The following is a 14,926-nucleotide window of genomic DNA, read 5'->3' as shown; positions in this document are numbered from 1 at the left end:
CCACACGTAAGGAAATCAACATGCCTGTCTCTTCTACCGACTACCCCGGAGACGACGAACTCGTCACCCGAGAAACGCCTGTACAACGTCGCAGGCTACGCGCCGCCTGGCTGTTTCTGACGCCGATGCTGGTGTGCCTGGTGCTGGTGGCAGCCTGGCCATTGCTGCGCACATTCTGGTTCAGCCTGACCGACGCCGATCTGTCGGATACCGGCAGTGGCTCATTCGTGGGCCTGAGCAATTATCTGCTCTACGACGGCGTTATCTGGTCTGGCGTGCTGGTCGATCCGCAATGGTGGAACGCGGTGCGCAACACCCTGCATTTCACCGTGGTGTCGGTCGGGCTGGAAATGGTTCTGGGACTGGCAGTGGCGTTGCTGTTGAACGTCAAGTTCACCGGCCGCGCGCTGGTGCGTGCGTTGATTCTGATCCCTTGGGCGATTCCGACCATCGTCTCGGCGAAGATCTGGTCATGGATGCTCAACGACCAGTTCGGCATCATCAACCACATGATGCTGGGCCTGGGCCTGATCGACGCGCCACTGGCCTGGACGGCAGATGCGGACCTGTCGATGTGGGCAGTGATCATCGTCGACGTCTGGAAGACCGTGCCCTTTGTCACCCTGCTGATGCTCGCGGCACTGCAGATGCTGCCAAGCGATTGCTACGAAGCCGCCCGGGTCGACGGCATTCATCCGGTGCGGGTGTTCTGGCGTGTCACCTTGCCGTTGCTGATGCCCGCCTTGTTGGTCACCGCGATCTTTCGCATCCTCGACTCGTTGCGGGTCTTCGACGTCATCTACGTACTGACCTCCAACTCCTCGAGCACCATGAGCATGTCGGTCTATGCCCGCCAGCACCTGGTGGAGTTCCAGGACGTCGGCTACGGCAGCGCCGCCTCCACCCTGCTGTTTCTGGTCGTGGCCGTGATTGCCATGCTTTACCTGTACCTCGGACGTCGCCAGCTGGAGGTGCGCTCATGAACCTGCGCCCACTGAAGAAAGCCCTGCTGCGTCTGGCCTTCTGGGGCCTGGTCGGGGTCGTGCTGCTGTACGCGATCTTCCCTTTCTATTACGCCGTCCTGACCTCGCTGAAACCGTCCAGCGCCTTGTTTGAAGTGAGCTACTGGATCACCGAAGCCGACTTCTCCAATTACGCAGCGGTCCTCAGTCAGGCGTCATTCCTGCAGGCCATCGCCAAATCGCTGGTGGTTGCGCTGAGTGTGGTGGTGCTGGCGCTGTTCCTCGGCCTGACGGCGTCCTATGCCCTGGGCAGGGTCAAGTTCCGAGGGCGCGGCACGGTGCTGATGATGGTGCTCGGGGTCTCGATGTTTCCTCAGGTGGCGGTGCTGTCAGGGCTGTTTGAAGTGATCCGCGCGCTGGGTCTGTACAACACCTCGTGGGCGCTGATCCTGAGCTACACGATTTTCACCCTGCCCTTCACCGTCTGGGTGCTGACCACCTTCATGGGGCAACTGCCGCATGAACTGGAAGAAGCGGCAATCATGGACGGCGCATCGCCTTGGGTCACACTGACCCGCGTGCTGCTGCCGTTGCTGTGGCCCGCACTGGTCACGACCGGCCTGCTGGCGTTCATTGCCGCGTGGAACGAGTTCCTGTTTGCCCTGACCTTCACCCTGACAGACGCGCAACGAACGGTCCCGGTCGCCATCGCCCTGATCTCGGGTGGCAGCTCCCACGAATTGCCCTGGGGTCTGTTGATGGCGGCGTCGGTACTGGTGACCGTGCCACTGGTGATTCTGGTGCTGATCTTCCAGCGCCGCATCGTTTCCGGCCTCACTGCCGGCGCGTTGAAAGGTTGATGCACACAACTGACAAGGAACAGCATCGTGATGAAATTGAAGCTAGCCAACATCAACAAGCAATTGGGCGGTACGCGTATTCTGCGCGACGTCAGCCTGGAGATCGCTGCAGGTGAGTTCGTTGTGTTCGTCGGCCCGTCGGGCTGCGGAAAGTCAACGCTGCTGCGCTTGATCGCCGGACTGGATTCGATCTGTGCTGGCGACCTGCTGATCGACGGACGGCGGGTCAATGACCTGGAACCGCGCGAGCGTGGTGTCGGCATGGTCTTTCAGTCCTACGCCCTGTACCCGCACATGAGCGTCTACGACAACATCAGTTTTGGCCTCAAGCTGGCCAAGACGGAAAAAAGCAGCCTGCGCGAACGCGTGCTGAAAACCGCGCAGATTCTGCAACTGGACAAACTGCTGCAGCGCAAGCCCCGGGAACTGTCCGGCGGGCAGCGCCAGCGTGTGGCCATGGGCAGAGCCATGGCGCGGGAACCGGACATCCTGTTGTTCGATGAACCGCTCTCCAACCTGGACGCCTCGTTGCGGGTTCAGATGCGCAACGAAATCGCCCGGCTCCACAAGCGGCTGGGCTCGACGATGATCTACGTCACCCACGATCAGGTCGAGGCGATGACCCTGGCGGACAAGATCGTCGTGCTCAACGGCGGTCAGGTCGAACAGGTCGGCTCGCCACGCGAACTCTACGAGCGCCCTGCCAGCCTTTTCGTCGCCGGTTTTCTGGGCTCGCCGAGAATGAACTTTCTGCCCGTGAGCTTGCAGGCACCGGGTCGCAGCAGCCTGATCGATATCCCGGCACTGGGCATGAAATCCCTGCCCTTCGACAGCTCGAATCTGACCGAGGACGCGCAACTGACCCTGGGTGTTCGCCCGGAGCACATCACCCTCAATGCTGCGAACAACGGCGTTGGCGTCACGGTATCCGATGTCGAATACCTGGGCAGCGAGGTCTATGTGCACCTGGCTACCGGGGCGAGCGAGCCCTTGATTTGTCGCTGCGATGCCAAGGCCGGCTGGCAGGTGGGCGACCAGGTCGCGCTGCAATTCGACGACAGCAACCTGCACCTGTTCGACGCCGATGGCCTGGCCCTGAAGCGCCACACAGACGCCAGTCAACACCTGACACCCGGCACCACACCGCACCTCGTACAAGCAGGCACCCTATGAGTTTTTCTGCAAATGCCATGAGCAACCCGATGTCTCCCGCCCTCGAGCGCGCGCACCATGCGCTGGAAGAGGGCCTGTCGCAGCTCGTCCACGATTATCGCCCCGGTTATCACCTGGCCCCGCCGGCAGGCTGGATGAACGACCCCAACGGGGTGGTGTTCTTTCGCGGCGAATATCATGTGTTCTATCAACACCACCCGTTCGACGCGAAATGGGGCCCGATGTACTGGGGCCATGCAAAGAGTGCCGATCTGGTCCATTGGCAACACCTGCCCATTGCCTTGGCACCCGGTGAAGACTTCGATCGGGACGGCTGTTTTTCCGGCAGTGCAGTGGTGTGTGGCGACACACTGGCGCTGATCTACACCGGGCACACATGGCTGGGTGAAGTGGGCGACGAGCGTTTTATCCGTCAGGTGCAGTGCCTGGCTACCAGTACCGACGGCATCAGCTTCAGCAAACACGGCGCCGTCATCGACACCCCGCCGCAAGACGAAATGATTCATTTCCGTGACCCGAAGGTCTGGCGACAGGATGGTCACTGGTACCTGATTGCCGGCGCACGCCTGGGTGACAAACCGCTGCTGCCGATCTATCGATCCAAGGAGCTGCACGCGTGGGAATTCGTCAGCTATGTGTCCACAGGCGACGAAGGCGACGGCTATATGTGGGAATGCCCGGACCTGTTTGGCCTCAATGGACGCGACGTACTGCTTTACTCCCCCCAGGGCATGCCGGCACAGCGCTACGAGCGACTGAACCGGTTCCACACCGGCTATCGAGTGGGCCAGGTCGACAATCAATGGCAATTCACCGGCGGGCCTTTTATCGAGCTGGACAGCGGCCACGATTTCTATGCGGCGCAGACGCTGGTGGCTGCCGATGGCAGGCGTCTGCTGTGGGCGTGGGTCGACATGTGGGAAAGCCCGACCCCAACCGAAGCGCATCACTGGCGCGGCATGCTCGGCCTGCCGCGTGAACTTGAAGTGCGCGCAAATCGCCTTTGCGTACAACCCGCACGCGAACTGATAGCGTTGCGCCAAACACCGTTGCCTGGCACCCCTTGGTGGAGCGAAGCGGGTAGCCAGTGGCTGACCGACATACACGGCGACATGCTCGAAATCCACGTGCACCTGGACCTGCTCGACTGTACCGAAGGTCACCTGGGCGTGGCATTGCGTTGCAGTCCGGATGGCCAGGAGCAGACTCTGCTTTACTACGATGCGGCGCTAAAACGTTTGGTACTGGACCGAGATCAGTCGGGCACCCACGTCAGCGGTCAGCGCAGCGTAGCGATAGATCCACAACAGAATCAGCTTGAACTGCAGATCTTCCTTGATCGCTCATCCATTGAGGTGTTCGAGCAAAACGGCAGTTTCAGCTTCAGCAGCCGCCTTTATCCACAGACCGACAGCCTGGGGGTGAAGCTTATTGCCAATGGAACCGGAGGCCGAGTCTGCATTGCCGACGCATGGCAACTCTCCTCGGGATACCTGTCGGTAAATCATTGAAGTCGCGAAAAAAATCAGGTCTCTGTAGCATGATAATCATCAGTCAACCCGACAGGCCCCGCCTCGCATGACCTCAGTTAAAGACGTTGCAAAACTGGCCGGTGTGTCTCTGATGACGGTGTCTCGGGCGCTCAATGATCCGGGAAAGCTGAGCCCCGAGACTTATCAGCGAGTGCGCAACGCGATCGATGAGCTTCAATTCGTCCCCAGCCTGTCGGCTCGCCGGATTCGCGGCGACAACCTGCAGACCCGAACCATCGGCGTATTTGCCCTGGACACCGCAACGACGCCGTTTGCGGTCGAGCTGCTGCTGTCCATCGAACAGACCGCGCAGCAGGCAGGCTGGAACGTATTTATCCTCAACCTGCTGAGCAATCCGCCCACCGACCAGAACATCGACCTGATGCTCTCGCACCGCCCCGACGGGTTGATCTTCAGCGCCATGGGCTTACGCAAAGTAAGTATCCCCCAGCGTTTGAAGAGCAAACCGCTGGTGCTCGCCAACTGCGTAGCCGATGACAGCAGCCTGGTCAGTTATGTGCCGGACGACGAAACCGGTCAGTACCGTGCGTTGCACCACGCGTTCAGCAAGGGCTATCGACGCCCGCTGTTCATCAACCTGCCAAAACAGAGCCTGGCTTGGGAAATCCGCCAGGCGGGTATGTTGCGTGCCTGCGAGGCATTCGGCCTGGCTCGCGACGAGCTCTTGCAATACAACCTGTCCGAGCATGACGCCTATTGGGAAACTGCCGCCATCCTGGCCCGGCACATGCTGGACGGCCGTCCGCAGTTCGACATTCTGATCTGCGGCAATGACCGCATTGCCTTTTGTGCCTACCAGCTGCTGCTGGGCCAGGGTCTGAAAATCCCTGGCGATGTCGCCGTATTGGGTTATGACAACATGATCGGCATCGCCGAGCTGTTCATTCCTGCGCTGACCACGGTGCAACTGCCGTATTACGAGATCGGTCGCAACGCCGCCCGGCACTTGATCGAAAGCCTTGAAGTGTCGGGCTCCCAGCCGGTGGATTGCCCGCTGGTGGTCAGAGAATCGCTATGAAGCCTTGCGTGGGATAGCCCACGCATCGAGTCGTCACGCGGGACGATCCTGACAAAAAACGACGGCTCTTGAGTTTCTGATTGACGCCCCTGAAACGCTGACCGTATTGAATGGTTACGATTGAGAGGGGTGAGAGCGGCTGGGCGTATGCCCCCCTAAAAGCTTGGCTTTGTCCTTCTGTTTCAATCGCCTACTGATGAATAGCTGCAACTAAGCAAGCTGCACCACCCTTCGCCTACATAAGTTTCCGCCCCAAAAAAGCGCACTAAAAACTAAAGAAACACAAAAATGTGCACAACTAATACAGCAACTAATTCTCACACCCTAAAGTTATACTATTAGTAGCCGATAGTTCTACAACCGTGAAAAATCAATTCTACAAGGAGGTCAGTGGCAATGAGAAACCTGAAAGTATCTGCGCGCGCAGCACTCAGCTTTATGTTTATTGCGCTCCTATTGGTCGCCTTGGGCGGTATTTCAGTATGGAAAATGGGGGAAATTCGCGAGACGGCCAGAGACCTTGAAAACGACGCCCTGGCCAGCGTGGTGGTTGCAGACAGAATCAACGCCACGATGCTGCGCCTGCGCCTGGAAGTCCGCAGAATGCTGTCCCAGACCAATCCGCAGGACATGGCCACTACGACCGGCATGATCGCTTCGCTGAGCGAAGAGTTGAAAAAGCAGGTAGCCCTTTACGCCCCGTTTGTCGCCAGCGATAAAGAAGGACAACTGTTCAAGGCCGTGTCTGAAAACACCGATAAAGCACTGGTTGCATTCGATCAGGTGACTGCACTTATCCGTAAAAACGCAGCCAACGAAGCGCTGGCCTACCTGAGCTCCAATGTCACCCCTGTTACCCGTCTTCTCGACGACGCTGTAAACGGACTTGTTCAAATGAACATTGACGAGGCCGCCAACTCAGGAAAAGAATCCGAGGATTCGTATCAAAGCGGCTTAACGTTTGTGATCTTCATTATTGCAGCCGCGACGCTGGCGACGATTGTGCTGGCCGTGCTGTTTACCAAAAGTATCGTTGCACCATTGCGCGACATGCTGCGGGTCAACGACACCATCGCCAAGGGTGATCTGCGCAGCGTGATTACCGTCACGGGCAAAGACGAATTCTCCGACCTGATGCGCGCTACCCAGGTGATGCAAAACAACCTGCGCGATACGATCAAGCTGATCGGCGATTCATCCACTCAACTGGCGTCCGCCGCCGAGGAAATGAATGCGGTCACCGAAGAGTCGAGCAGAGGTTTGCTGCGCCAGAATAACGAAATCGATCAGGCAGCCACCGCCGTCAACCAGATGACCGCTGCAGTCGATGAGGTGGCGCGTAATGCTGCCGCGGCATCGGATGCAGCCAAAGCCTCTGATCAGTCAACCCGCACCGGCGCGGCACGGGTGACCAGCACGGTCGACGCCATCGAGAAACTGAGCAAGACCGTGCAGAACACCAGTGCCGATGTAGAGCGTCTGGCCGTGCAGTCCAAGGACATCAGCAAGGTATTGGAAGTCATTCGTACGATTGCGGAGCAAACCAATCTCCTGGCCCTGAACGCGGCAATCGAAGCGGCCCGGGCAGGTGAGCAGGGACGCGGTTTCGCGGTGGTGGCCGATGAAGTCAGAGCGCTTGCACATCGCACCCAGACCTCGACCCAGGAAATCGAGAAAATGATTGGCGACATCCTCACGGGCACTGCGCAGGCCACCAAGGCCATGAGCGAAAGTTGCGACCAGGCCGATGGCACACTCACCATCGCTCATGAAGCCGGAGCAGCGCTCACGCTGATCGCGAAGGCAATCAATGAAATCAACGAAATGAACCTGATGATTGCGACCGCATCGGAGCAGCAGGCGCAGGTCGCACGTTCGGTCGACGGCAACCTGATGAGTATTCGCGATCTTTCCATCCAGAGCGCAACGGGGGCCAATCAGACAGCGGCGGCCAGTTCCGAGCTCTCAGTGCTTGCTGCAGACATGAACAAGCTGGTGGCCAGGTTTTCGCTCTAAGGGTTTTCTACTGCTTCGGGTCGTGATGCTGTGGATACTGATTCCACAGCATTCTTGGCACGCTTACCTGAAGATCCATCTCACCGCGATTAACTCAACATCTTCACGCCACAGAAATCGTGGTCAGCCAGAACGAGTACACCAGCATTTTCTGTTGCCCATTCTGCCCCGCAAGAAATACCAGTACATCGAACGGGTGTCGGTCACTCCCTCAAAACAGGTCTGCAATCGATGAGCATTGACTTCATGGTGCCTGACGTCCAAAAGCTGCCGCCGCTGACTAGGCTTTGTACGAAAAGTCGGCGAGCGAAGGTCAGGCGAGGCAAAAACAGGCGAGGAAGCGGAGTCTACGTGTTGTAAATGAGCATTCCGAGCCTGTTTTTAACGAAGCATCACCGAGCGCAGCCACTTTTCGTACAGAGCCTAATGCCCAGATGTTGGCCGGAGCGCTGCCCGGTGAGAAATGGGCGCAGATCAGCAGTTGCTTCACGCCAGGTCGCTCCTGCAAGTAGCCTGGCTGCACGAGGGTTTACGGACTTGCACGGGGCTTAAGTGCACTTTCTGTTACGTGCCCCCCAAACAATAAATATATTAGACGTCGGCCCAGCGACGCTTCAGGTAGTCAACCACCTGCTGAGTCTGTGAGGCCCGCAGAAACATATGTCGAAAAAACATGCACCCGGATACCTCAGTCAGAGAATCATTCAGGTCAAGCTGACGGGTCATTTCAGGCACGCCTCCCTCAACCGTCCAGTCGGGCTCGGCTGCTGATGCCGTTCCCACTTTATACAGAGCCATACCAATATATAACGCTGTGCCGGTACCCCTCACGGTATCCGCCCACCACTGTGTGATGACGTCATAGCGGGCAACCTCCCGGGCAAACGGCCAGTAGACCTGCGGGGCAATATAATCAATGATGCCGTCAATGACCCATTTCCGCGTGTCTGCATACGCGAAGTCGTAGTTGGACGCACCGGCCTGCGTATCAGACCCCAGCGGGTCGTCAGATTTATTCCGCCAGACGCCTGCCGGACTGATACCAAACAAGACATCCGAGTTAACGGCGGCTATTTTTTTATGGCATGTATCAACCAGCGAATACGTGTTATTCCGTCGCCAGTCGGCCTTTGTGGTAAAGGTCGTATTGTAGGTCTGGTAGGTAGCATCATCATTGAGCAGGGAATCGGCGGATTCATAATAAAAGTAATCGTCGAACTGAATGGCATCCACATCGTATTGAGTGACAATTTCTTCAACAATGCTATTCACCCACGCCTGAACTTCAGGTATGCCGGGATCGAGAACAAAGCGCTTCGCTGAAGTGCCTGTCCATTCAGGATGCCGTTTAAACACACTGGCCGGCGAGTCAGAGGATGAGTTATTCAGCTCTTCTATTGTGGCATCACTGGTGTTCATTGATACGCGGTACGGGTTCACCCATGCGTGCAGCTCAATATGACGAGCGTGCGCCTGCTCAACAGCATAAGCCAGTGGGTCGAAGCCGGGATTTTTCCCGAGGGTTCCCGTCAGGTATTTCGACCATGGAAGCAGGTCTGATGCGTAGAATGCATCTGCGCAGGGAACAACCTGGAATATAACCGCATTCATTTTCATTGCCGCAATGTCATCAAGAATGCCGGTCAACTCTTCTTTCTGTGCACTGACACGTGCGGCCTCATCAGTGATGGCCAGAGACGAGACTGACGGCCAGTCAAGATTCGTAACGGTTGCGACCCAAGTCGCCTTGAGATTTTTATTCGCGGTCGCCACTGCGGTTTCTCCTTTGTGTAGGGTTCTGAGGAAACGAAATACGCTGTCCATGCATGGGCATTTTGAAATACCTATTCATTAACGAGTACGACACCTTCCAAGACGCTGGCAGGTAACCATGGCCGAGCAGATCATCGCGATGAGCAAGCTGCTGGCCTGAACGTCTGAAAAGAACGCCTGCTCGCACAGGCGTTCTTCAGGCATCGTACGCGGACGGCGTGTCAGCTCAGTTGCACGTCTTTCATCGCAGGAATGTAACCGTAGTCATATTCTTCCTGCACGAACGAGCGATCCCCCTTCAACAGGATTCTCACCGTGGGCGCTTCGGTGCCGCCGATACGATAATCCTCACCTTCGGTGGGTACGCTGTCGATGAATGAAGTCACCAGACCGTTCGGCATGACGCAGTGGGAATACGTCTGGAAAGGCTGCTCGGGCGGATTGCCGAGCACCAGGCCGGAAGCGTTCATTGGCCGGTACGGGCCGAACAAATGTTCGCCGACAAAACCGTAGACACCGTCTGGCCCTGTAATACCATCGGCATACGTAAACTTGTGACTGATGGTGAACAAGTAATACTTGCCGTCCTGAAAGACATAGTGCGGGCGCTCGGTCTGATCGTTCACGCCGACGGCTGTCACCAAGGGTGGAAGTATTTCCCACTCTTCACCAGTGAGATCTTTTGCGACCGCCAGACCGATACAACCTACCTGAAATCTGGCCCCGCCCACCTCTTCATGACCTGGTGGCACAGGACCCAGCTCGACACTCCCTACTGTGTGCGAGCCGCGTTCACCGGCGACGTTGCCTTCAAACACCATGTACAACTTGCCGTCACGGGGGTCAATGAACGGGCTGGGGTCGCGAAAGTTCCAGCTCGAGTTCTGCGCTTCGGTTTGATAGTAGGTGCCGTCGGCCTCGAACAGTTTTTTGACCTGGGTAAAGTCTTTCAACTCCACGCCCTGATCGGACGTCACAATACGACCACGTACTTTGGCGATCGCTGCGCCGGGCGTGACGCAGGTGTAATAAAGATCAATATCGCCTTTGTCATTCAACAGTATGGGTGTGCCCGCCCACTCTCGCGTGGTGGGCGATACCCCCTCGGCCATTACACGACCACCAAAGATCCAGTCCTTGCCGGTACGCGAGTACCAGTAGCACATGCGTGCGCGGCCATGACGATCTTCCCAGTCACGCTTGATGTCATAACGGCCATTGGCGTCGAGGTATTGCGGATCATTGGGATGACGGTCAGCCGTGAGGGTCAGGATGACCGACCAGCCGTTGACCGAAACCACCGTGCCATCCAGCTCGCGCAGCGGCATGGTGTCCCAGATGAATACCGTATCACTCATGACCGGGAAGTCGGCACTGACCAGTGGCTGCGTGGTGGTCGGGTCATTTTCATTGACCTTCAGCGCATCAGCGCGGGACCAGACAGTGGGTGCGTAGTTGATGTTACCTGCTAGAGGACTATTTTTGAGCTGGCTTACAGCAGAGCTGCTAGTGGACATAATTGATACCTTTAAATAGCTTTGGGAGGCAGCAGCGACGCTGCTGTACCTCTTTCGCTCAAAGGCGATAACTCAAGGCTCACGGCCTTCACATGATTCAGCGTCCCGCAGCGGGAGCACTTGATTTGGAGTTCTGTGTAGTCACCCATGCGAGCCAGCAGCTTCTTGCACTGTCCGCATCGGTAGTCTTTCAACATTTGCACGGGTCTCCTTGTATTTCGCCCAATAAAAAACCCCGCCGAGGCGGGGTTTGGGGTGGATCGCAATGTATCGGTTGGCGCCGATAAAAAGCCCGTATCCGATGGCTGCCCTGAGGCGCAAATCGCATATCGTGGTGTCTTTTTACCCCCCTCCGGAAAAGCTGAAAAGGGGCCATTTCGGAGTGGGTCGAGTCTGGCCGGAGTTCAACAAGAGTTCGACCACAGCTGAGCAATCGACCCGGATAGACGGTGCGGAACAGCACTTTGATTGGAGGCGCGATGGGGCTTATCACCCTTGATGACGACACGCTCAGCCGCCCTCAAGCGGAAGTGGCTGCGATGAGCAGGTATCGTTCATGAGTCCTGCTTATCTTTAAATTAAACACCGCCAATAGACTCATCCAGAGTTTTCCAAGGCGTCGACATCTAATTAACAGTATCCAGATCAAGTTGGACACTCTCCGCAGGCTGCATCAGAGGAGCGCATAACCGCCCCTCTGAGCCGGGAGTTTCCTACGCGTCAGTCAGCGCTGCCGGTCAGCAGTGTTCTTGTCGCCGCTACAACATCCTCTTTGCGCATCAGGCTTTCGCCGACCAGAAAGGTAGTAATGCCGGATTTTTTGAGTCGCAGGCAATCGTCATGGTTGCCGATGCCACTTTCACCGACCAGCAGTTTGCCTGCGGGCACCATGGATGCCAGTCGCTCGCTTGTGCCGAGGTCTACTTCGAAGGTATGCAGGTTGCGATTATTGACGCCGAGCAGCGGGGAGGACAGTTTGAGCGCACGCTCCATTTCATGTTCGTCATGCACTTCCACCAGGACGTCCATCCCCAACGTCATGGCCGCACTTTCAAGTTCGGCAGCCAGGTCATCACTCAATGAGGCCATGATCAACAATATGCAGTCCGCGCCCCAGGCACGTGCCTCATACACCTGATACGTATCGAACATGAAGTCTTTTCGTAACACAGGAAGGGCGCAAGCGTTTCGCGCATCGATGAGAAACTGCGGCGAGCCCTGGAAGCTTGGCGTGTCGGTCAGAACGGATAAACAGGCGGCCCCACCGGTTTCATAAGCCTTCGCCAGCTCGGGCGGGTTGAAGTCTTCGCGAATCAGGCCTTTTGATGGACTGGCTTTCTTTATTTCTGCAATTAAGCCTATCAGGCCCTGCTGCTCTTTTGCTTTCAGTGCTTTATAAAAACCGCGTGGGCTGGGTTGTTCAAAGGCAAGCTGCTTGATGCGGCTTAGTGGCAAGTTCGCTTTCGCCGTTTCTATCTCTTGAAGTTTATAATGTTTTATTTTGTTTAGAATATCACTCATGGCAGTCACTCATATTAGCGGGCAGTCTATTGAATTAAACCCTGTGGCGTCTCGACGGACACATGCTCATGATCGCCCTCTGGCAATATTTAAATGAGCGTACATTCACTGATCGAGAAATAATAATTAAATTTAATTTATCCACCTTTAGACACACTATCGTATTAATATATCATGCTCGCTTATGATGTAAACCCAGGGAATACGGTCTCTGTAACATACATCACAACTGAACCCGGACGATTAAGATGGCGAAACAATATCAACTTTCCGGCGCAGCCTTGCGATTTACCCGGGTGAGTCCACGCACTGGCTGTGACCACTGGCAATTCTGCCGATCGGCATACCGGCAAGCCTGAAGTATCTGCTGGGTCAATCGGCTGATTCGCAGCCCCAGCAAGCGGGACCTGCTTTCAGTGGCCGTGTGCCAAAGTCTGCTCGCACTGCTTTCGACGCTCGTGTCAGGCGTTGAGGATTACCTGCTTTATGGGTTGCTGCCGTATTTGACAACTTTTCAGGCCTTGACCTGGTTCATCGAACTCGTCGAACATTAACGATGATTGCCAAGGCCAGCGTGGATCTGCAGGCCACCCGCAATCGCTTCAGTCCTCTCAAACGACAAACCAGCGACAGGGAACGTCATCAATGCCATCCAATTTCAGCAAGGGCGTTATCTTTGCGCTCTCCGCCGCTGCACTGAACGCAACCATTGGTGTGCTCAGCAAGGTACTCATGAGCAATGGCTTCACTTCCAGCAGCGTTGCCGTCATCAAAACGATACTGGGGTGCATCCTGCTCTCGATCGTGCTGCTTTTCCTCAAGCGTCCGACATCAGCCGCCAAATGGAGCCAGGCAGCGATCTGCGCGTTCCTTGGCATTTTCGTGCTGTTCCATTTCGAAACATCCGCCTACCGGCATTACGCTGCGGCGGGTGTCGTCGTCGTACTCATGGCCAGTGCCTCAATCTCGTCGATCATTCTGGGGCGCCTGTTACTGAAGGATGCCATCACTGCAAACGCAACCGTGGGTGCCGCACTTGCCATCTCAGGGATTGCAGTGATCTTCGGCGCTGATTTGCAACAGGGCTTCACTCTGGAAGGTGCAGCGCTGGCCTCGATCGCAGGCTGTGGCTACGGAGCGTTTTCAGTTGCCATGAAAAAAATGGGCGTTTCGGGAGGCCTGCATTTCACTCGTCAACTGCTCTTCTTCGGCAGCCTGTACCTGCTGATGCCTGCCACCGCCGATGGTTTCGTGATTGGCGAGCTGTCATCAATGGCCATCGCCGCACTGCTGGCGCTGGCCGCCCTGCCGACCATCCTAGGCTTTTTCTGCACGACCAAGGCCATTGAGTACCTCAAGCCATCCCAAGTGCAAGCGCTTGAACTCACCGAACCGCTGTTTGCGGCACTGCTGGCATTTGTAGCCCTCAATGAGGTACCGCGCGAAAGCCTTTATCTGGGAGCGGCCCTGATCATCGCTGGTTTGTGTTTCTCCAACGAACTGATACGCCTGGGTCACAAAGTGCCGACGCGGGCCAGTCAGTAAGGCAGGCAGCGGCCTGTCAGTTGCGAGCACGCTGACTCCAGTACCCGATGTCATGCGTGAGGCCCCGTACACAAGCATTCGCTCGGTACGGGGCGCTCCGGTTTTACATCGCAGCTTGCTGATACCAGAGTCGCATCAGGCAGCGGCTGAGCGCGATCTCACCTGAAAATGCACCCAACAAAAAAGGCGTCCCGAAGGACGCCTTTTCTGTTGGACTCAAAACGACTGTTCTTGAGTCCTGATCTTCAACCCTGATACAGCTGGGCGAAAATGGTCGGGGTAAGGGGATTCGAACTCCTGACATCCTGCTCCCAAAGCAGGCGCGCTACCGGACTGCGCTATACCCCGATGATGCTAAAAAACACCTCCGAGGAGGCGTTTTCTATTTGGGTGACGCTTGTGGCGTCGCTCCCTAAGATCCAGCCAGATACAAACTGACCAAAAATGGTGGGTCGTGTGGGATTCGAACCTACGACCAATTGGTTAAAAGCCAACTGCTCTACCAACTGAGCTAACGACCCAAATATGGTCGGGGTAAGGGGATTCGAACTCCTGACATCCTGCTCCCAAAGCAGGCGCGCTACCGGACTGCGCTATACCCCGACTGAAACTGCATTGAACCTTGCGAAATCTGGCTCCACGACCTGGACTCGAACCAGGGACCCAGTGATTAACAGTCACTTGCTCTACCAACTGAGCTATCGCGGAACTATCGATTTCAGATTCAACTTTACAACCTGTCGCCTTGAAATCAGCTTGCTGTTAACTCGTTGATTTCAATCTCATCGACCTTTGCGCTTCGTTTGTATCGTTGCGTTCACGTCTCTGAGGCGCGCTATTCTACAATTTTAAAAACACCTGTCAACCCTATAAATTGCTTTTTAAGACAATGATTTGCGATTTTTTTTCAGATCGCCTCTCGGGCCTGATTCTACTGCTGACCGCGCCTCAAAAAAAGGCCCTCGGTTCGAGGGCCTTCTATAGAGCG

The 14,926-nt window shown here is 56.3% G+C and carries 11 protein-coding genes and 4 tRNA genes; 7 read left to right on the top strand and 8 right to left on the bottom strand.

The window, feature by feature from the left end; genetic code table 11:
- Positions 1-20 precede the first annotated feature (20 nt).
- From P406_RS04405 to P406_RS04380, 6 genes are all read left to right on the top strand, one after another.
- Positions 21-983, top strand: coding sequence for a carbohydrate ABC transporter permease (locus P406_RS04405; protein WP_046235454.1), 963 nt, complete (start codon positions 21-23; stop codon positions 981-983).
- Entirely contained in the window at positions 980-1,822 is an 843-nt protein-coding gene (locus P406_RS04400; RefSeq protein ID WP_046235453.1) for a carbohydrate ABC transporter permease, read from the top strand. Before P406_RS04405 ends, P406_RS04400 begins: the two co-directional genes overlap by 4 nt.
- Before the next feature lie 27 nt (positions 1,823-1,849).
- Complete coding sequence (locus P406_RS04395) at positions 1,850-2,995, top strand: ABC transporter ATP-binding protein (protein ID WP_280136210.1); 1,146 nt, start codon at positions 1,850-1,852, stop codon at positions 2,993-2,995.
- Entirely contained in the window at positions 2,992-4,506 is a 1,515-nt protein-coding gene (locus P406_RS04390; RefSeq protein WP_046235451.1) for a glycoside hydrolase family 32 protein, read from the top strand. The genes P406_RS04395 and P406_RS04390 overlap by 4 nt, the downstream gene beginning before the upstream one ends.
- A 67-nt stretch (positions 4,507-4,573) precedes the next feature.
- The gene (locus tag P406_RS04385; RefSeq protein WP_046235450.1) at positions 4,574-5,566 is read left to right on the top strand and encodes a LacI family DNA-binding transcriptional regulator; all 993 of its coding nucleotides are present in this window, start codon (positions 4,574-4,576) and stop codon (positions 5,564-5,566) included.
- 396 nt (positions 5,567-5,962) lie between these two features.
- The gene (locus P406_RS04380) at positions 5,963-7,582 is read left to right on the top strand and encodes a methyl-accepting chemotaxis protein (RefSeq protein ID WP_046235449.1); all 1,620 of its coding nucleotides are present in this window, start codon (positions 5,963-5,965) and stop codon (positions 7,580-7,582) included.
- Between the two features lie 591 nt (positions 7,583-8,173).
- On the opposite strand, the gene P406_RS04375 is transcribed toward P406_RS04380, so the two are convergent.
- The 4 genes from P406_RS04375 to trpC form a co-directional block, all read right to left on the bottom strand.
- A complete protein-coding gene (locus P406_RS04375) occupies positions 8,174-9,355 on the bottom strand; it encodes a glycoside hydrolase family 10-like protein (protein WP_046235448.1) in 1,182 nt (393 codons plus the stop codon).
- Between the two features lie 221 nt (positions 9,356-9,576).
- Positions 9,577-10,872, bottom strand: coding sequence for a glycoside hydrolase family 68 protein (locus P406_RS04370; protein ID WP_046235447.1), 1,296 nt, complete (start codon positions 10,870-10,872; stop codon positions 9,577-9,579).
- Between the two features lie 11 nt (positions 10,873-10,883).
- On the bottom strand, positions 10,884-11,069 hold the full coding sequence (locus tag P406_RS04365) for a Com family DNA-binding transcriptional regulator (RefSeq protein ID WP_010207371.1): 186 nt from the start codon (positions 11,067-11,069) through the stop codon (positions 10,884-10,886).
- A 523-nt stretch (positions 11,070-11,592) separates the two neighbouring features.
- On the bottom strand, positions 11,593-12,393 hold the full coding sequence (gene trpC / locus P406_RS04360) for an indole-3-glycerol phosphate synthase TrpC (protein ID WP_046235446.1): 801 nt from the start codon (positions 12,391-12,393) through the stop codon (positions 11,593-11,595).
- A 645-nt stretch (positions 12,394-13,038) separates the two neighbouring features.
- Here trpC and P406_RS04355 point away from each other — a divergent pair.
- Positions 13,039-13,938 (top strand): DMT family transporter, encoded by a 900-nt coding sequence (locus P406_RS04355; protein ID WP_046235445.1) that lies wholly within the window; start codon positions 13,039-13,041, stop codon positions 13,936-13,938.
- A gap of 271 nt (positions 13,939-14,209) precedes the next feature.
- On the opposite strand, the gene P406_RS04350 is transcribed toward P406_RS04355, so the two are convergent.
- From P406_RS04350 to P406_RS04335, 4 genes are all read right to left on the bottom strand, one after another.
- Positions 14,210-14,286, bottom strand: a tRNA-Pro gene (locus P406_RS04350).
- Positions 14,287-14,383: 97 nt separating this feature from the next.
- Positions 14,384-14,459, bottom strand: a tRNA-Lys gene (locus tag P406_RS04345).
- 5 nt (positions 14,460-14,464) lie between these two features.
- Positions 14,465-14,541: transfer RNA gene (locus tag P406_RS04340), tRNA-Pro, on the bottom strand.
- 29 nt (positions 14,542-14,570) lie between these two features.
- Positions 14,571-14,646 (bottom strand) — tRNA-Asn (locus P406_RS04335).
- Between the last annotated feature and the right edge of the window lie 280 nt (positions 14,647-14,926).

Origin of the sequence: Pseudomonas syringae pv. coryli str. NCPPB 4273 (assembly GCF_000972175.1) — a bacterium.
In the GTDB taxonomy this organism is placed as follows: Bacteria; Pseudomonadota; Gammaproteobacteria; order Pseudomonadales; family Pseudomonadaceae; genus Aquipseudomonas; species Aquipseudomonas syringae.
This window is presented reverse-complemented; position numbering and strand designations above follow the sequence as displayed.

What these genes read in the sequence shown, in the direction of transcription:
- P406_RS04390 (WP_046235451.1), top strand. Translation starts at nt 2,992, where the DNA reads ATGAGTTTTTCTGCAAATGCCATGAGCAACCCGATGTCTCCCGCCCTC.
- P406_RS04380 (WP_046235449.1), top strand. Translation starts at nt 5,963, where the DNA reads ATGAGAAACCTGAAAGTATCTGCGCGCGCAGCACTCAGCTTTATGTTT.
- P406_RS04355 (WP_046235445.1), top strand. Translation starts at nt 13,039, where the DNA reads ATGCCATCCAATTTCAGCAAGGGCGTTATCTTTGCGCTCTCCGCCGCT.
- P406_RS04365 (WP_010207371.1), bottom strand. Translation starts at nt 11,069, where the DNA reads ATGTTGAAAGACTACCGATGCGGACAGTGCAAGAAGCTGCTGGCTCGC.
- P406_RS04370 (WP_046235447.1), bottom strand. Translation starts at nt 10,872, where the DNA reads ATGTCCACTAGCAGCTCTGCTGTAAGCCAGCTCAAAAATAGTCCTCTA.
- P406_RS04400 (WP_046235453.1), top strand. Translation starts at nt 980, where the DNA reads ATGAACCTGCGCCCACTGAAGAAAGCCCTGCTGCGTCTGGCCTTCTGG.
- trpC (WP_046235446.1), bottom strand. Translation starts at nt 12,393, where the DNA reads ATGAGTGATATTCTAAACAAAATAAAACATTATAAACTTCAAGAGATA.
- P406_RS04385 (WP_046235450.1), top strand. Translation starts at nt 4,574, where the DNA reads ATGACCTCAGTTAAAGACGTTGCAAAACTGGCCGGTGTGTCTCTGATG.
- P406_RS04405 (WP_046235454.1), top strand. Translation starts at nt 21, where the DNA reads ATGCCTGTCTCTTCTACCGACTACCCCGGAGACGACGAACTCGTCACC.